At 43.3% G+C, this 17,502-nt stretch carries 13 protein-coding genes and 1 pseudogene; 5 read left to right on the plus strand and 9 right to left on the minus strand.

The window, feature by feature from the left end:
• The first annotated feature begins 147 nt into the window (after window positions 1-147).
• Window positions 148-363 (plus strand): DUF1653 domain-containing protein, encoded by a 216-nt coding sequence (locus B3R63_RS04165; protein WP_005406270.1) that lies wholly within the window; start codon window positions 148-150, stop codon window positions 361-363.
• Window positions 364-409: 46 nt separating this feature from the next.
• Window positions 410-994 carry an O-methyltransferase gene (locus B3R63_RS04170; protein WP_119879106.1) on the plus strand — a complete coding sequence of 195 codons (585 nt, stop codon included), beginning with the start codon at window positions 410-412 and terminating at the stop codon, window positions 992-994.
• 34 nt (window positions 995-1,028) lie between these two features.
• Here the strand turns inward: B3R63_RS04170 and B3R63_RS04175 are convergent, their stop codons facing one another.
• Complete coding sequence (locus B3R63_RS04175; RefSeq protein ID WP_005019605.1) at window positions 1,029-1,235, minus strand: KTSC domain-containing protein; 207 nt, start codon at window positions 1,233-1,235, stop codon at window positions 1,029-1,031.
• A gap of 183 nt (window positions 1,236-1,418) precedes the next feature.
• Complete coding sequence (gene ahpC, locus B3R63_RS04180; RefSeq protein ID WP_005019607.1) at window positions 1,419-1,982, minus strand: alkyl hydroperoxide reductase subunit C; 564 nt, start codon at window positions 1,980-1,982, stop codon at window positions 1,419-1,421.
• 373 nt (window positions 1,983-2,355) lie between these two features.
• Here ahpC and hrpA point away from each other — a divergent pair, with 373 nt between their 5' ends.
• Window positions 2,356-6,180: an ATP-dependent RNA helicase HrpA gene (gene hrpA, locus B3R63_RS04185; protein ID WP_414630834.1), complete on the plus strand. Its 3,825-nt coding sequence runs from the start codon at window positions 2,356-2,358 to the stop codon at window positions 6,178-6,180.
• A gap of 30 nt (window positions 6,181-6,210) precedes the next feature.
• On the plus strand, window positions 6,211-7,320 hold the full coding sequence (locus B3R63_RS04190) for a beta-ketoacyl-ACP synthase III (RefSeq protein WP_119879108.1): 1,110 nt from the start codon (window positions 6,211-6,213) through the stop codon (window positions 7,318-7,320).
• Between the two features lie 94 nt (window positions 7,321-7,414).
• Here B3R63_RS04190 and B3R63_RS04195 read toward each other — a convergent pair whose 3' ends face one another.
• Window positions 7,415-8,902 carry a PLP-dependent aminotransferase family protein gene (locus tag B3R63_RS04195; RefSeq protein WP_119879109.1) on the minus strand — a complete coding sequence of 496 codons (1,488 nt, stop codon included), beginning with the start codon at window positions 8,900-8,902 and terminating at the stop codon, window positions 7,415-7,417.
• 250 nt (window positions 8,903-9,152) lie between these two features.
• Between B3R63_RS04195 and B3R63_RS04200 the strand changes: the two genes are divergently transcribed.
• Window positions 9,153-10,400 carry an aromatic amino acid transport family protein gene (locus B3R63_RS04200; protein WP_119879110.1) on the plus strand — a complete coding sequence of 416 codons (1,248 nt, stop codon included), beginning with the start codon at window positions 9,153-9,155 and terminating at the stop codon, window positions 10,398-10,400.
• A 114-nt stretch (window positions 10,401-10,514) separates the two neighbouring features.
• Here the strand turns inward: B3R63_RS04200 and B3R63_RS04205 are convergent.
• From B3R63_RS04205 to B3R63_RS04230, 6 genes and pseudogenes are all read right to left on the minus strand, one after another.
• Window positions 10,515-11,929, minus strand: a pseudogene (locus B3R63_RS04205) (NAD(P)/FAD-dependent oxidoreductase).
• A 19-nt stretch (window positions 11,930-11,948) separates the two neighbouring features.
• On the minus strand, window positions 11,949-13,280 hold the full coding sequence (locus B3R63_RS04210) for an APC family permease (RefSeq protein ID WP_119879275.1): 1,332 nt from the start codon (window positions 13,278-13,280) through the stop codon (window positions 11,949-11,951).
• A gap of 195 nt (window positions 13,281-13,475) precedes the next feature.
• Window positions 13,476-14,183: a cache domain-containing protein gene (locus B3R63_RS04215; protein WP_005406353.1), complete on the minus strand. Its 708-nt coding sequence runs from the start codon at window positions 14,181-14,183 to the stop codon at window positions 13,476-13,478.
• A 73-nt stretch (window positions 14,184-14,256) separates the two neighbouring features.
• Window positions 14,257-14,976, minus strand: a complete 720-nt coding sequence (locus tag B3R63_RS04220; RefSeq protein WP_119879112.1) for a FadR/GntR family transcriptional regulator — start codon at window positions 14,974-14,976, stop codon at window positions 14,257-14,259.
• Window positions 14,977-15,032: 56 nt separating this feature from the next.
• Window positions 15,033-15,803 carry a nuclear transport factor 2 family protein gene (locus B3R63_RS04225; protein WP_111281642.1) on the minus strand — a complete coding sequence of 257 codons (771 nt, stop codon included), beginning with the start codon at window positions 15,801-15,803 and terminating at the stop codon, window positions 15,033-15,035.
• A 17-nt stretch (window positions 15,804-15,820) separates the two neighbouring features.
• Window positions 15,821-17,251, minus strand: a complete 1,431-nt coding sequence (locus B3R63_RS04230; RefSeq protein WP_265779104.1) for a gamma-aminobutyraldehyde dehydrogenase — start codon at window positions 17,249-17,251, stop codon at window positions 15,821-15,823.
• Window positions 17,252-17,502: the final 251 nt, after the last annotated feature.

Consider the following 17,502-nt stretch of genomic DNA (forward strand, 5'->3'; position numbering starts at 1 on the left):
CTTAGCTGTTTAGGCGGTGTGTAATTCGCTCAGTTCTCAATTGCAGGCGGCGAGACAGTAAATAAAATATTTTCCTTTCTTCATGCAGCAAATAAAATTTTTTATGGCATAGTCATGATTGTTAAACTTCTCTCGATGGAATACACCATGCAAATTACCCGTGGTATTTATCAGCATTATAAGGGTCAGCTATACCAGGTTTTTTCTGTAGCGAAACACAGTGAAACACAAGAGGAACTGGTTATTTATCAATGTCTATATGGTGATTATTCAATGTGGGTTCGACCTTTAAGTATGTTTAAGGAAACGGTGGAGGTAGAAGGTGAAATCATTCCCAGATTTAAACTTATCCAGATCGTATAAATTTTAAATTTATAAAAAATTTATAATAAAAACAGGAAAAACTGCCATGGCGACTTCCGAATTTAATGCCTATATGGCTGAGCTCTATCAATCTTTCCAAGCTCATGATGCAGACCAGAATGACCGATTGCTGCGCTATCGAAATATTGAGCCAGAATCGGCTCACTATTTATCTATGCTAGTGCGTATTCAGCAACCCGAGAGATTGCTGGAAATTGGTACTTCTACCGGATACTCTACACTCTGGCTGGCAGAGGCGGCCAGAGCAACAGGGGCAAAATTAGTTACTCTGGAAATAGAGAAGGAACGGAGTCAGCAGGCACAGTGGCATGCACAAAAAATGGGATTAACTGATGTAGTCCGGTTTTGGGTCGGAGATGCGCTTGAGTTTCTTCGCCACACTCAAGAACAGTACGATTTTATTCTACTTGATGCAGAGCGGGATGCCTATATTATCTACTGGCCTTATTTAAAGAAAGTTTTGACCCCAAAAGGGGTCCTGATTGTAGATAACGTAATTTCACATGCAGATCAGGTTAAAGATTTTATATCTTTACTTCAGCAGGAGCAGGACATGATGTTAACGACACTGGATCTAGGGGCCGGTCTACTCATGGCAATACGAACCTGAATCTTTTATTTTCAATATTTTAATTTACTGAAACTCACGCTATTGATAGCCGGTCAAAGTGCAAATTGAACTCCAGATATTTGTGAACAAAAGCAGTTTTGTCAGTAACGCGCATCATATTGTCATATACAAATGCCGGTACGGGGTGATAAAGCTCGCCTGTACCATTATTATAAAAAATTTTTAAATAACGTGAAGTAGAGTCATATTTCCAGTAAATAACAGCTAAAACTTGTGGCATAGGTTTCCTCCACGCTTTAGTTATATTTTCATTTATAATGCTTATAAGCTGACCATAGTCGAAATGAATCTTTCTGTGAGTATAAAATATGTTATTGCTGTGCTGGCTCGGCTATAGAATAAAATTCAAATAAAAAAACCGCCTCAAATGAGACGGTTTTTTATTAGCTTAATCTAATCAAGATTAGATTTTACCTACTAGGTCGATTGAAGGAGCAAGTGTAGCATCGCCTTCTTTCCATTTAGCTGGGCATACTTCACCTGGGTGAGCGTGAACGTATTGAGCTGCTTTTACTTTACGAAGCAGTTCAGATGCATCACGACCGATACCGCCAGCATTGATTTCAACGATCTGGATTTTACCTTCTGGATCGATAACGAAAGTACCACGGTCAGCAAGACCATCAGCTTCGATTAATACTTCAAAGTTTTTAGCCAGAGTCCAAGTTGGATCGCCTACCATTGGGTATTCGATTTTCTTGATTTCTTCTGAAGAGTCATGCCAAGCTTTGTGAGTGAAATGAGTGTCAGTAGAAACTGAGTAGATTTCAACACCTAACTGTTTGAATTCAGCATAGTTGTCTGCAAGGTCACCAAGCTCAGTTGGGCAAACAAAAGTAAAGTCTGCTGGATAAAAGAAGAATACAGACCATTTACCTTTCAGGTCAGCTTCAGTAATTTCGATGAACTGGCCGTTCTGATAAGCAGTTGCTTTAAATGGTTTAACTTCAGTATTAATTAAGCTCATCATTGTCTCCATGATTGAGTGTTAGCATTTAAATTTCATGATCTAGAATAGATAATTTTTTATCATTGGTAAAATAGTATTTTTACATTGCTTAAATCGGTAAAACAAATTAAGCCATTTCTATTTTACCTAAGTCTTGTCCGGTTCATTTTTTAAGGCGAAATCTAGAGCCAGTCGGGACAAGCATTTTTGCTACGCATATAACATGCCGTCGGACCCTTTAAAATTCAAGGGTTAAAATGAAAAAAACACTAAATATATTAAAGTGAGAATTCTTTCACTGGATGTCATTACGGCGTAAAATAGACAGTTCGTATTTTTATATCAGGAATTGCGCTCGGTGCTGAGTCATTTAAATGTAGATCAACTGGTCATGGCGCGGGACTCTTATCGTTTAAATCGGCTAGGTAAAGGTAAAGATGCAAATCCCAAGCAGTATCAGGAACTTTTTGAAAAATCTAACGCCAAGGTGCGGGCACGTGTAGAACGCCTCCCGAATATTAAACTGAATCAGGATTTGCCAGTCACGCAATATGCGGACAAACTGATTGAAGCAATACAAACGCATCAGGTCATTATTGTGGCAGGTGAAACCGGCTCTGGTAAAACAACACAATTACCCCAGATAGCAATGCTGGCAGGCCGCGGCCTGACGGGAATGATTGGTCATACCCAGCCGAGACGTCTGGCAGCGCGTAGCGTGTCACAGCGTATTGCTGAAGAAGTGGGTGAAAAGCTTGGGGAATCCATTGGCTTTAAAGTCCGTTTTAATGAACAGGGCTCACAGGATTCTATAGTCCGGTTGATGACAGACGGAATTCTGCTGGCTGAGCTGACCCATGATCGTTATCTGACTAAATATGACACGATTATTATTGATGAGGCGCATGAACGTTCACTAAATATTGACTTTATTATGGGCTACCTGAAGCAGCTCATTAAAAAACGTCCTGATTTAAAAGTCATTATTACCTCGGCAACACTAGATGTAAATCGGTTTAGTCATTACTTTAATGGTGCACCAGTCTATGAAGTGGAAGGCCGGAGTTTTCCGGTTGAGGTACGTTATCGTCCGATTTCCGACCTGAACATTGCAGGAAGTGATGATGATGAGTTTGATGACTTCGAAGAAAATTTACCACGTGCAGTAGTTCAGGCTGTAGAAGAGTGCTTCAAGGATGCAGAAGAAAAAGGTCATCCGGAACATGCAGATATCCTGATCTTTTCAAGTACAGAACAGGAGATTCGCGAACTTCAGGAAACTCTGGAAAAACATGGTCCACGGCATACAGAAATCTTGCCACTGTTCGCACGCCTGGGTTTAGGTGAACAGCAGAAAATTTTTAATCCGGGAGGAAAGGGCCGGCGCATTATTATTGCTACTAACGTGGCAGAAACGGCACTGACTGTTCCTAATATTCGCTATGTGATTGATAGCGGTTTTGCCCGTATTTCCCGCTATAGTTATCGCTCGCGCGTACAGCGCTTGCCGATTGAAGCGATATCGCAAGCTGCTGCAAACCAGCGTAAGGGGCGCTGTGGCCGTATTGCGCCTGGGGTCTGTATTCGTCTGTATAGTGAAGAAGACTTTTTAAGCCGGCCAGAATTTACAGAACCTGAGATCAAGCGGACAAACTTGGCTTCAGTCATTCTGCAAATGCAGAGTTTAGGTTTAGGAAATCTTGAAAATTTTGACTTTATTGAGCCGCCTGACCACCGCCTGGTTAATGATGGACGTAAGCTGCTCATTGAACTGGGTGCACTAAACGAGAAAAAAGCTGAGCTGACTAAAATTGGTCAGATGATGGCACGTATGCCAATTGATCCAAGACTTGCCCGCATGATTCTGGGTGGGGCACACTTCGGTGCGTTAAATGAAGCTCTGATTATTGTGAGCGCACTGGCTGTACAGGACCCACGTGAGCGACCTGCGGATAAACAGACTCAGGCGGATCAGAAACATGCTTTATTTAAAGAAGCTGATTCAGATTTTCTATTTTATTTGAAGCTCTGGTCAACTTTAAAAGGCAACAAGGATAACCAGCTAAGTGAAAATAAACGTCGCGCATTTGCACGTCAGCATTTTTTAAGCTGGCTACGTTTACGTGAATGGAAACAGACTCATAAACAACTTGTTGAACTGGCTGAAGGCTTAAAGCTGAGTTTTAATGATAAACCTGCCAGTTATGAAAACCTGCACCGAGCCCTGCTAACCGGATTACTTTCCTTTATTGCCAACAAGACTGATGAAAAAAATGTCTATATGGCGGTGCGCCAGCAAAAGGCACGAATTTTTCCTGCTTCTGTTTTACATAAGGCGGGCGCATCTTGGGTAATGGCTTTTGAAATGGTAGAAACTTCACAGGTCTATCTACGGACATTGGCTAAAATTGAACCGGAATGGATTTTGCTAGCGGCCCGTGATTTGCTGAAGCATCACTATTTTGAGCCGCACTGGTCGAAAAAAACAGGTATTGTAAATGCCTATGACCAGATTTCGCTATTTGGTTTAATTATTGAGCCAAAACGCCTGACCAATTTTGAAAAAGTTGATCAGGCAGCAGCTCATGAGATTTTCCTGCGAGATGCTCTCACAACCGGTAACCTGGGCATTATGCCGCCATTTCTAAAACATAACCTGCTTAAATTTGAAGAAGTAGAGCGGGTAGAAGACAAGCTGCGCCGACGTGATCTGGTTGTAGATGAAGAGACTGTCTATCAGTTTTATGCTTCTAAGATTCCTTCTGAAATTGCCAGCCGACGCAGTTTTGAAGACTGGCTGGCTACAGTTGAGGCCAAAGAACCGCGTTTCTTATATGTCGATGAAGAGTCACTCTGGCTGAATGACCGTCCGACTACACAGCAGTTTCCGGATTATCTGCAAAATGGACAGTTACGTTTGGCTGCAAGTTATCGCTTTGACCCAAGCCATGATGAAGACGGGGCTACAGTAAAAATTCCATTACAGGCATTAGCGCAGGTCAATGAAGAGATCTGGTCTTGGGGAATTCCAGGCTGGCGTCAGGAACTGGTTGAGGCCTTGCTTAAATCTTTGCCAAAGGATAAACGACGTAATCTAGTGCCGATCCCGGATACTGCACGCAAGTTGCTGCGTGAGGTACAGGATAAGGATTTGCAGCGTCATGTTCTGAATTATCTGACATTTGCCTTGCGGGGTGAACAGATTACAGAGAAGGATTTTTCAGTTGAACGGATTGATCAGTACCTGATTCCTTTTATCAAGGTAACTGATGAAAAAGGCCGAGTGATTGAAAAAGGACGTGATCTGGCAGAGCTAAAAGCACGTTGCCGTCAGGAAACTCAGCGACCGGTAAAACAGCTGAAAGGTGAATATAAAACTTTTCCGGAAAGCTTTATTTTTGAAGCCAGTCAGAAAGTAACAGGCGTAGTGATAAAACAGTATCAGGCTCTGGTTCCGGTAAAAAGCTTTAGTGAGATAGAAGCTAAAGATGAATCAGGTGTCGTTATACAAAGTTTTAATGATCAGGCCGAAGCCATTAAACAGCATCGTGAAGGAGTAATCCGTCTGATTCACATGCAGTTAGGTGACCTGATACGTCAGCTTAAAAAGCAGTTGGGTAAGCCTCTGGCTCTGGCTTATTCGTCATTAGGTGACCGGGCCAAACTGGAGCAAATGCTGGTATATGCGACTTTGCAAATGGCATTAACTGAACTGCCGGTGAATGCCGGAGAGTTCCAGAATGTACTGACAGAGGTTAAGGGAAATTTCCTGAGTTATGGCCAGCAGGCTTTGGCAGCACTCAGCGATATTTTTATTCAGTGGCAAGATATTCGCCGTAAACTGCTCGTGCTTGATCCGGAAATTTTTGGGCGTAGTATTGATGATATTGAAGATCAGCTTGACCTGATGCAACTGGGCGATTTCGTTTATACCCAGCCGCCTGAGGTATGGGCAGAATTTCCACGTTATTTGAAGGCCTTGGTTCTGCGTCTGGAGCGTTTGCCTAATAACCTTCAACGTGATGAAGCTGCTATTGCCCAGGTTGACCCGTGGATGGACAAGTTATTCAGTGTCCGTAACAATCCGAAATCTATAGACTTTTACTTTATGCTTGAAGAGTTACGTATTTCCCTGTTTTCCCAGCCTATGAAGACCAAAATACCTGTTTCTGCAACTCGACTGCAAAAACTATGGGATCGGCTCGGAATCAGTTAAAATACCGTCATTCTTTAAAAGGAGTTTTACATGGGCATCCGCATTACTGGTACTGGCTTGTTTCATCCTGAAAATGTCATTACCAACGAAGAGTTAGTTGAAAGTTTAAATGCTTATGTGGAACAGTATAACCTAGAAAATGCTGAAAAAATTGCTGCAGGTGAACTAGAGCCCCGCCGTGGTTCAAGTGCTGAATTTGTTGAAAAGGCATCAGGTGTCAAGCGTCGTTATGTGTCTGAAAAAACTGGTATTCTTGACCCGAAACGTTTGCGTCCACGTTTGCAGGAACGTGCTGATGACCAGCTGTCGTTACAGGCAGAGTGGGGCGTAATTGCTGCCAAGCAGGCGATGGAAAATGCTGGTGTTACACCTGAAGATATTGATGTCGTGATTCTGGCATGTTCAAACATGCAGCGCGCTTACCCGGCAGTTGCTATTGAAATTCAGACTGCTCTGGGAATTCAGGGGTATGCCTATGACATGAACGTGGCATGCTCTGCAGCGACCTTTGGCCTGAAACAGGCTCATGATGCCATTAAGACAGGCGCGCGTCGTGTATTGCTGGTCAATGTTGAAATTACATCTGCGCATTCTGATTTCCGTTCACGTGACAGCCACTTTATTTTTGGTGATGTAGCGACTGCTTCTATTATTGAAAATACAGACAGCAAATCTGGCTTTGAAATTCTGGATACACAGCTGTTTACTCAATTTTCCAACAATATTCGTAATAATTTTGGTTTTTTGAATACCAGTGAAAATGCCGATATTGATGACAAGCGTTTCCGTCAGGATGGCCGCAAAGTATTTAAGGAAGTATGCCCGCTGGTCGCAAAAATGATTACTACTCAACTTGAGAAAAACAGTATTCAGCCTAATGAAGTAAAACGCTTCTGGTTACATCAGGCCAATGCCAGCATGAATGAATTAATCTTGAAGCTGGTAGTAGGCAAAGAAGCAGCCCAGCCAGGGCTTGTTCCAATTATTCTGGATGAATTTGCCAATACTTCTTCTGCCGGGGTCATTATTGCCATGCACCGCACAGCACACGAAGTAAACGATGGTGAATATGGAATTCTGTGCTCGTTTGGTGCAGGTTATTCCGTGGGCTGTATTCTGGTACAAAAGCATGTAGTATAAAAATATCTTGTTAAACTCTTAAGAAGGGTACAGTTTAGGCTGTGCCCTTTTTATTGCATTTGTATAGTGATTAAAAGAGTAGCTTTAACCCGGTTCAAAGTGCAATCTGATGTTCTTTCAGACATTGTCTTAATACGCTAAATGCTACAAGCATGTCTTTCTCCTTTACACAGGCGAAACCTAGTAGCAGACCAGCTTGTGAGCGGTCTGCATCCGAATAATAGCGTGATAAAGGTCTTACTTTGACACCACGCGAAAGGGCCATTCTGGCAATTGCAACGTCATTACTATGCTCCGGCAGCTTGAGGACCAGGTGTAAACCTGCTGCATGACTAAATTCATGAATAAACTCTGTGCCCAGATAGCGCTCAATCAGTTCAATTAGAAATGCACGGCGTTTACCATACAAAATCCGCATCCGACGGATATGAGCGGCATAATGACCTTCTTGAATAAATTCAGCCAGTGCCCGCTGTGTAAGTAAATGCCCGCCCCGATAAAGCTCGGCAGCTACCGTTTTCAGTGATTCGACCAGACTTTTAGGAATGACCATATAACCAATCCGTAATGCCGGGTAAATCGTTTTACTGAATGTTCCCATATAAATGACGGGCGTATTTTCTTCCAGTCCCTGCAAGGAGGGAAAAGGCTGGCCGGAAAAGCGAAATTCACTGTCGTAGTCATCTTCAATTATCCAGCTGCCGTGATAACGGGCCAGGTCTAACAGTTGCCGGCGTCTGGATACGCTCAAGTGCGAACCAAGCGGATACTGATGTGAGGGAGTAACAAAGATCAGTTTAGGAACGGAAGATGTATGATCAGGAATAAGACCTTCATGATCAACGGGTACCGGGTTAATACACAGTCCATTGATCCGTAAAATATTACGCGCACCCCAGTAACCCGGATCTTCAATCCAGACCTGATCACCGGCATCGCATAAAGAGCGTGAAACCAGATCTACTGCCTGATGAATACCTTCAGTAATTAGAATCTGGTCAGCCTCACAGCGTACAGAGCGCGCAACCCGCAAATAATCTGCTAATGCCTGTTTAAGTTCAAGACAGCCCCCGTCATTGCTATAAATGAGCCGTGAAATTTCCGGCTGGCGGCTTAAACGGTTCAGAATCCGGCCAAACTCGGCGTGTGGAAATTCGGTAACGTCTGGTGCGCCTGGCACAAAAGCACCCCACTGATAGGGGGATGCGGCTGCACTTTCAAGAAATTCAGTACCACGCTTAGACAGATGCTTTAACTGTTGCTGGTTGGGCTGTTCTGCCAGATGTTCATGTCCCGGTACTGTCAGATAGCTCTCCGGCAGGTTTTCAGCGACCCAGCTGCCACGTCCCGTATGTGCCTGAATATAGCCTTGTGCCTGTAAATGCTCATAGGCATTCAAGATAGTATTACGTGAAACCTTGAGTTCATGAGCCAGATCACGCGAAGCCGGAAGCCGTGTTTTAGGCGGTAAAATACCTTCTGTGATGGCATCACGTAAACAGCAGAATACCCGGTGATATAGAGCTCCCTCGGTCTGTTTCTGTAAGCGCTGTAACAGATGATCTCCTAACAAGCTAAGCAATTGGCTCTCTCCGGTTTATTAAAAATGGCTCTCGTTTCTGGTCCCATAAAGCATGAAATTATAAAACCTTATGGATGGGCCAGCAGGTTCAACCCTGGAGCTGAACATATACTCAGGCTTAATTTACTGAAATTCAAGGGTCTTAAAACAAGCAGGATTGATCAGAAGATGAATCTGAACCCGTTATAAAAGCATAACAGGAAATTAGAAACCTAAGTCATCAAGGACTATAATTTATAAGGAATTCATCATGTCAGAAGAGACCATACAAGGCGCAGTACCTTTTACCGTTGTAGAGTGCAAAGAAGCGCCTGTCAAATCTTTAAGTTTTCTGGAAGGCGTTGCAATGATTGTTGGCACCAATATTGGTGCAGGTATTCTCTCTATAGCCTATGCAGCGCGTAAGGCAGGTTTTATGCCCTTGCTATTCTGGTTAATTGTTGCTGGTATTTTGACCACCATTACCATGCTATATGTTGCCGAGTCAACATTAAGAACCCAGGCACATCTGCAACTAAGCGGCCTGTCCGAGCGTTATGTAGGTGCTTTAGGCTCATGGATTATTTTCGCAGCGGTTTGTGTTAATTCAATGGGTGCATTAATCGCCTATATGAGTGGTAGTGGTGAGCTGCTGAATTCGCTGGCCGGCCTGCCAAGGTCACTCGGCAGTCTTATTTTCTTTATTCCCGCGGCAGGAATATTATGGCTCGGATTAAAAGCGATTGGCCGTAGTGAAAAAGTAATCTGTATATGCATGGTTGCTATGCTGGCGATTTTATTCGGTGCGACATTGCTCAATGAAAAAACCCAGTTTGTAAATCTGATGCAGGGCAACTGGATCTATATGATTCCAGTATTTAATGTCGTGGTGTTCTGTTTTTCTGCCCAATATATCGTGCCGGAAATGGCGCGTGGTTTTAGTGATAAGCCTGAGCAGCTGCCAAAAGCTATTATTACCGGTATGGTAATTACATTTATTCTGCTGGCTGCGGTACCGATGTCCGTAATTGCTCTTAGTGGTCTGGATAACATTACCCAGGTAGCAACTTTAAGCTGGGGCAAGGTACTGGGCAATTGGGCCTTTTTCTCTGCTAACCTGTTTGCCTTGTTTGCAATGCTGACTTCGTACTGGGGGCTAGGTGGCAGTCTGGTTACAAATATCGGTGATCGTTTTAAACTGGCAATTCATACCGATATGAAAAAGCGTCTTCTGGTCATGGCCATTGTAACTCTTCCACCATTTTTGCTGGCTTATAGCGGTATGGTCTCTTTCGTTAATGCTCTTTATATCGCGGGAACATTTAGTGGTGTAGTCCTGTCTATCATGCCCATGCTTATTTTAAAAGGTGCGCGTGCGCGTGGAGATATTCAACCTTCATGGACATGCAGCTCTGCCATTACTCACCCGGGCATTAAAATTCTGATTATTCTTATCTATTTTGCCAGTGCTGTTTATGCTATTGCTGCATTATTCAAATTATTGCCAGCTGGCTGGTAATTTTTATTTTTTCTAAACCTTAACTGTTCATTTATGAAACCGGTAGAGCGATTTGCTTTACCGGTTTTTAATGATTTTAAGCTGGAGAAAACTATTTATATTTCTTATAAAATATTAAAAAGACACCATTTTACCTGGATTCATTAAAGCTCCCACACCATAAGCACTTTTTGCAATTGGAATCACAACAGGGGCCAGAGTGCGCGCAAACAGGATGTTGGCATGATCAATCTGGGTGAGCATTTTAAAATCACTGGATTGACCAATAAAATCTGCTGCAATGGCTTTACCAATACGCACAGTCTGGGCAACACCGTGGCCGCTCCAGCCATGCACGGCATAAATTGGAGACTTGCTCCCGAACTTACGGCTGTCTACAGCACCATTGACTGTCAAATCAGTGGTACCACTCCAGACAAAATCGATTTCAACCTGCTTGAGCTGTGGGAAAACTGTATGAATACGATTTTTTAAATAGTTCAAGGTCCTCTCTGGTGACCAGCAGCTACCTGTACCTTGTCCGCCAAACAACAACCGGTTCTGTGTGACCGGGCGATAATAGTCAATCTGAAATTGGGTGTCGTAAACCGGATGCTCCTCAGGCAGAAGCTCATGAATATCAAGCTCAAGCGGAGCAGTGGTACTAACGTAAGTATAGAAGGGAAGCGTCGTCTGTTTTTTCTGTGGAAGCAACTTAAATGATGCATGATGTACAGCCATCACTACACTTTTACGTGCCTTGACTGTACCGGTTGCTGTTCTGACATAAACGCCGTCTTCGGCTTCTTCAATTGTAATTACTTCAGTCTGTTCATACACGGTACCCCCATTTTTGCAGAAGGCATAAATCAGGCCACGGTTTAGAGCAAGTGGATGAATCTGGCCACCTAACTCATCAATCAGCCCGCCGGTATAATAGTCTGATTTAATATATTCATCTAATTCGTGTTTACCTACAATGCGTGTATGGTCTTCACCCAGATATTTACGGGCATCTGCGCCTTGGGTAAGACCAACCAGATGACCTTGATGAACCGCAGCAGTAATGTGTCCTCGTTTTCGCTGAAAATCCAGACCGTATTTTTCAGAGATTTCATCAATTAACCGCATGGCCTCCGTAGAAGTAAAATGCCAGAGTTTTTTTGCATCTTCATAACCAAAATGTTCTGCCATTTCACCTGCTTCCCAGCGGGCCAGACCAGGTGTCAACTGGCCACCATTACGTCCTGAAGCGGCACTACCTACACGATTTTTCTCAAGTATAACAGTTTCGACCCCCTGTTCAGCCAGATGTAATGCAGTAGAGGCGCCTAGCAGGCCTGAACCAATGACAACCACATCACATTCACAATCAGTTTGCAGGGCATTAAATTCATGCCAGTCTGCCAGAGAGCTTTCATAGTAATTTGCCGGATGGTCAGCCTGTAGATGACGGGGATTAACCCAGTTCCATTCTTTACCTGCCTGTTGAGTGGTTGACTGCTTAAAACAACATCATTTAATATTATAGGTTTAGATATATTTAACATGGCTTTTGACCTCAATGAATTAATAAACATTGCTGATAGCAATATTCTGCTTTTTAAATTTTTTGTAAAAGAAAACGGAGATACCGGCCAATAACCAGATACAACCAAATATCAAGGAAGAATGATCCAGATTGAACCAGAGGCACAAGATGGCACAGACCGAAATAAATGGTAAAACCAGGTTGAGGAACTTATTCTTGAGTCCTGTGCGTTGCTGCTTTTTAATATAAAATTGCATAAATACTGAGAAATTCACCGCAGTAAAGGCAACCAGAGCACCAAAACTGATCAGGCTAACCACTTGGGCGAGATCCAGAAAAGCTGCACTCATTGAAATGAGGCCGACAAATAATACCGAAAAAAGTGGTGTGCCGAGTTTAAAGTGAACTGCACCAAAGAATTTACGCGGGAAAATACCATCTCTGCCCATAATATGCAAAAGCCGCGAGGCACTGGCATGGGTAGCAAGACCGGAAGCAAAGGTATTCATAATCTGCCCACACAGGAAAACCGACTGAAAAAAGGCTCCACCTACATAAAGCACAATTTCTGGCAGGGCTTCACTCGGATTATTGAAACGGACATTGCTGGGAAAATAAAGCTGGATAAACCAAGATGCACTAATAAAGATCAAACCGCCAATAAGGGTGGTCATCAGTACCGCACGCGGGATATTTCGCTTCGGGTCTTTGGTTTCAGCAGATAATGTCGTGACTGCATCAAACCCTAAGAATGAAAAACACAAAATTGATGCGCCAGCGATAAGTGGTAAAAGCTCATGATCTCCATTCCATAAGGGCGTAAGAGTCAGAACATGCTCATAACCCTGAGAAGAGCCTATACCCTGAATTACCAGATAAACAAATATAACCATGAGAATAATAGGCGCAAAAACAAAAGCCAGACTTAAGTTGGCTAATATGTTGATACGAAAACAATTCACCAGAGTGACAACACTTGCAGAAATCATGACCCAAGCCCAATAAGGAACATCTGGAATCAGGGCAGTGAGGTAAATGGAAGCGAGTAACACATTAATGAGCGGAAGCAGGAGATAATCCAGCAGCGCGCACCAGCCAACAAAAAAGCCATATTGTGGACCACAGCTTTCAGCAGTATAGGTATATGCTGAACCTGCTTTTTCAGATTCACGACTAAAACGCGCATAACTCCATGCAGTTAGCACCATTGCAATTAATGCCAGTATATAAGCTAAAGGTACGTGTCCATCGGTAACACCCGAAACAATGCCAAAAGTATCAAATACCGTCATCGGGGTCATGTAGGCAATACCAATAATAATGACTTGCCAGAGGGTCAGTTTTTTTAAATTTACAGTAGTTTTTTCCATATTATAAAAGCCCTTATATTTCTGTTTGCTACCCTGCAATTTTTAAGCCAGTCACTAATATGTTGCTGATATAAATAAAATAAGCATAAAGAATATGTGCCCAAACTTTTAAGCTCAGGTTCTTGTAATTTATAAGGTGGCTTGGCTTCTAATCAGAGGCTTAATTTAAAGCCTTTACCCATAACTGGTTTAAAGCTATAAAACCAGTAGCTGCAAGGGCTGGGATGACCGCACAATTGTACTAGCCATAGGCGTATGTCTCACCAGAGTACCCGTGCGGAAACCTTTTGTATTGGAGGTAATTACACGGGCTGTATCATTAATAATTACAGCAGCCTGCTTGATTTTGCGGAGGCTAGGCAGAAAAACTTTTTCAAGTGAAGAGACCAGTAAGTCAATAGCAATTACCCCTACAAACTGGCTTTGTACCATTACGGGATAGGCTGTGGTAATCGTGTAGGCACCGTTACAGATATAGTCGACATAAGGCCCCTGAATATAGGGTTGCTTGCTGCATGCTGGCTGTTGAAACCAGTCAAAGGAGCGGAAATCGAGAAAACGCTGGGCATTCTGGTAGTTTTCAAGTTTAGCCTGTTGCAGTTCATCGCCTTTTTTAAACCACCATTCCAGTGTCCAGTAATCTTTTTCTTCCTGGTTTTCGGGAGTATATCCTGCAAAACCAATCCCATGGGTATAAGTCGATTTTTCTAATGCAGCCTTAATTTCATATTGTAAAGCTTGACGCTCCTCAGTCGACAGTTTAATACCGCGGCCCGGATCTATTATACGTCGAGATAAAATATGGCTGGTCTGCTGGGCCAATTGCTGTGCAGTTGAAGTGGTCTCACTTATAACCTGCTCGAGTAACATCTGGAGCTGTTCTATATATAATTCTGTTTTCATTCCTTTATATCCTTGTCCTTGTTATTTCACCGTCTGGATAGGAACATGCAACGTTCCGGTATATCTATTCTTGTTATGCGATGGACAGTTTGTACTCGAGCATCTGGTCAGTTAGCATCGAGATAATTTTTTTGGTGTGCAGTGCTGCCTGAGCTTCATTTGCCTGATCTAGCAATGGCAATAATTGCTGATACTGCTCAACTACATCTGTATGAAATTCTGTATCCTGATAAAGTATCGCAACCAGAGGGGCCCACTCTGCCTGAATGGAAAGCTCTTGATTGGCTAGTCTTGAGGACTGTGCAAACGAAGCTAGAGTTAACAGACAGCGCATATCGGTTTGTGCGCGGGTATCCGGTTGTGTAGCCTGTGCAAACAGATGGATCAGTTCCTTCATTTTTGAAAGATCTTGTGTTGTCGTGCGCTGGGCAGCCAGATATACACTATGGCCAAGAATGGCACTATGGTATTCGCCCAGATCTGCCAGATAATCACTGCTGGCCTGCCGCAAGGGATGCTGCTCTAGCAACAGATCAGGAGAAATTTCACAGATAAAACTTCCACCGTTACGTCCACGTCGCGTATCAATCAGGCCTTTTACTCTCAAGGTGTTTAATGCTTCACGAACCGTAATAGGTGATACTCCCATAAGGCGGGCCAAATCGGCCTCATTTGGAAGCTGTTCATTACTTTTGAGCAGACCGGAAATGATTGCATTTTCTAGCCGTCCTACCACCTGTTCCGAGCGCGTGGCCTGCTCGATAGGCGCAAATATAATGGTGTGTGCTGTCATGGCTAACTCTCTTTAAAGCCAGGCATAAAATACCCGGCTCAGGAAGCGGCTAATCTTTAAAATACGCCATAGCGATGTACAGCTTGGTCATCTTGGGGAACTGGAGCAATTGCATCCCAGAGTTCAACGATTTTACCGTCTTCTACACGCCATAATTCAAAATAGGCATGACGTGTACCTGCAATACTTCCTTCAGAGTGGGTCAAGACAAACTGGCCATCGGCAATGGTGCGATGAATTTTCGAGTATAGCAAACCTTGACCTTCGTTACGGATTTTGTTGAGGAAATCGATCACTGCTACAGTACCGTCGCCAATATCAGGACTATGCTGCTGAAATAATTCGCCGTTAGCATAATCTCTGAAGCCTTCATAATCACCTTCAATCAGCGTACGGGTAAAAAATTCTTTTACCAGTGACCGGTTATGTTCTTCCTGACCAGTCTTTGCTACCTCAGTGGGCCCGTCAAGCTGGGTACGGCCACTAAGATTGGCTGCTGCTTCAGGGACTAATCCGTCCCAATGTTCTACAATTTTGTCATCTTTAACCCGGTAAATATCAAAACCGACCAGTGGCTGTTCATCTAGCCCTTCAAAGCGTCCATGAATAGCGACCAGATCGCCATCGGCCAAGATGCGAACAGCTTCATGTTTAAGATTTGGACAGTCTTGTACCAGTTGACGCAAACCAGAAAGCCCATCTGCGACCAGAGGCGAGTGTTCAATAAAGTCTGCCGAGAAGTAACGTTCAAGCGCACTGGTGTCATGCAGGCTGAACAGTTCATGATGCGCAGTTCCGACCAGTGCTTTAATTTCCTGTTGATTCATGTTTAGCTCCAGCCTGACTAGTCGTTTGAACTCATTACGTGCTTGATACGGGTATATTCTTCAAAACCGTAACCTGACAGGTCTTTACCATAACCTGATTTTTTGAAGCCGCCGTGTGGCATTTCAGCAGTCAGCGGAATATGCGTGTTGACCCATACTGTACCAAAATCAAGTTCGCGGCTGAGACGTGTAGCACGCCCGTGATCTCTGGTCCATACACTTGAAGCCAAGCCGTATTCAACATCATTGGCTTTATAAATGGCATCCGCTTCATCACTAAATTTTTGTACGGTAATCACTGGACCAAAAATTTCATTTTGAATTGCTTCATCCTGCTGTTGCAGACCGGTGATCACTGTAGGTTCAAAATAATAGCCTGGACGGTCAGCATGACGACCACCAGTTTCAATTTTGGCATGTGAGGGCAGACGTTCAATAAAGCCTGTCACATGTTTAAGCTGGTTGGCATTATTGAGTGGGCCATATAAGGCATTTTCATCATCTGGTTCACCGAACCGAGTGTTCTTTGCAGTAGCCACCAGTTTCTGCACAAATTCATCATGCACTGCTTCAGATACAATTACTCGGGTTGCGGCGGTACAGTCTTGCCCGGCATTAAAAAAGCCGGTCATGGCTATCATCTCAGCCGCCTTGTCGAGGTCGGCATCTTCAAAAACCAGAACCGGAGCTTTACCTCCAAGTTCCAGGTGAGCCTTGGCAAGATTGGCCGCAGCAGAGGCTGCCACCTGTAAACCGGCACGCACTGAACCGGTAATCGATACTAAGGCTGGAACTTTATGTGAAACCACCTTGGAGCCTACATCTGCCTTGCCTAGCACCACGTTAAAAGCGCCTTTTGGAAAGAATGGTGCTGCAATTTCTGCCAGCAGTAAAGTGCTTTCCGGTGTGGTATCACTAGGTTTAAGCACAACGGTATTGCCTGCAGCCAGTGCAGGTGCAATTTTCCAGACAGCCATCATGAGTGGATAGTTCCAGGGTGTTACCTGACCGACTACACCCACTGGCTCACGGCGGATACTGGACGTTAAGCCTTCCAGATATTCAGATGTTGCTGTCCCTTCCAGTAAACGTGCTGCGCCTGCAAAAAAGCGGATCTGGTCCGCACATATTGCTACTTCTTCAGAGGCGATCAGATGCTTAAGCTGCCCAGTATTACGGCTCTGTGCTTCGATCAGGCGGTCTGCATTGGTTTCAATAGCATCGGCCAGGCTCAGTAAAGCTTTCTGGCGTGCAGAGGGCGTAGTCCGTCCCCAGGTTTTAAATGCTTCTTTAGCAGCAGCATAAGCTGCATCTACCTCTGCTTCAGTTGCATTAGGCGACTGTGCATATATTTCTCCAGTTACCGGACTGATCAGATCGAAATAATTACTATCTTGCGGTTCAGAATATTCACTATTAATAAAATGTTTTAGTTTTACAGTCGTCATTTTTTACTCTTCCTTGGTTATAAAATATTACATATAAAACTATATGTATTATGTTTTATTTAAACTGTCAAATTATTTTTTAAAAAGAAATAAAAGCAGGAGTAAGCAAAAAAATTTATCTAATTATTTTATTATTTAGTAAGTAACTAAAAAGATTAATTTAATTTTTAAAAAACTAACATAACCTTGAAGAGAAAATAAATTTTTTATCTAACCTATTAAGATTCTCTATTTTTTATAGCAAAACAGAT

The organism is Acinetobacter sp. UBA1297 (assembly GCF_002307755.1).
In the GTDB taxonomy this organism is placed as follows: domain Bacteria; phylum Pseudomonadota; class Gammaproteobacteria; order Pseudomonadales; family Moraxellaceae; genus Acinetobacter; species Acinetobacter radioresistens.

Bases quoted from the DNA above. Each gene is read 5' to 3' on its own strand.
- B3R63_RS04215 (WP_005406353.1), bottom strand. From the start codon at position 14,183: ATGAAAACAGAATTATATATAGAACAGCTCCAGATGTTACTCGAGCAG.
- B3R63_RS04200 (WP_119879110.1), top strand. From the start codon at position 9,153: ATGTCAGAAGAGACCATACAAGGCGCAGTACCTTTTACCGTTGTAGAG.
- ahpC (WP_005019607.1), bottom strand. From the start codon at position 1,982: ATGAGCTTAATTAATACTGAAGTTAAACCATTTAAAGCAACTGCTTAT.
- B3R63_RS04190 (WP_119879108.1), top strand. From the start codon at position 6,211: ATGGGCATCCGCATTACTGGTACTGGCTTGTTTCATCCTGAAAATGTC.
- B3R63_RS04170 (WP_119879106.1), top strand. From the start codon at position 410: ATGGCGACTTCCGAATTTAATGCCTATATGGCTGAGCTCTATCAATCT.
- B3R63_RS04165 (WP_005406270.1), top strand. From the start codon at position 148: ATGCAAATTACCCGTGGTATTTATCAGCATTATAAGGGTCAGCTATAC.
- hrpA (WP_414630834.1), top strand. From the start codon at position 2,356: ATGGCGCGGGACTCTTATCGTTTAAATCGGCTAGGTAAAGGTAAAGAT.
- B3R63_RS04175 (WP_005019605.1), bottom strand. From the start codon at position 1,235: ATGCCACAAGTTTTAGCTGTTATTTACTGGAAATATGACTCTACTTCA.
- B3R63_RS04225 (WP_111281642.1), bottom strand. From the start codon at position 15,803: ATGAATCAACAGGAAATTAAAGCACTGGTCGGAACTGCGCATCATGAA.
- B3R63_RS04230 (WP_265779104.1), bottom strand. From the start codon at position 17,251: ATGACGACTGTAAAACTAAAACATTTTATTAATAGTGAATATTCTGAA.
- B3R63_RS04210 (WP_119879275.1), bottom strand. From the start codon at position 13,280: ATGGAAAAAACTACTGTAAATTTAAAAAAACTGACCCTCTGGCAAGTC.
- B3R63_RS04220 (WP_119879112.1), bottom strand. From the start codon at position 14,976: ATGACAGCACACACCATTATATTTGCGCCTATCGAGCAGGCCACGCGC.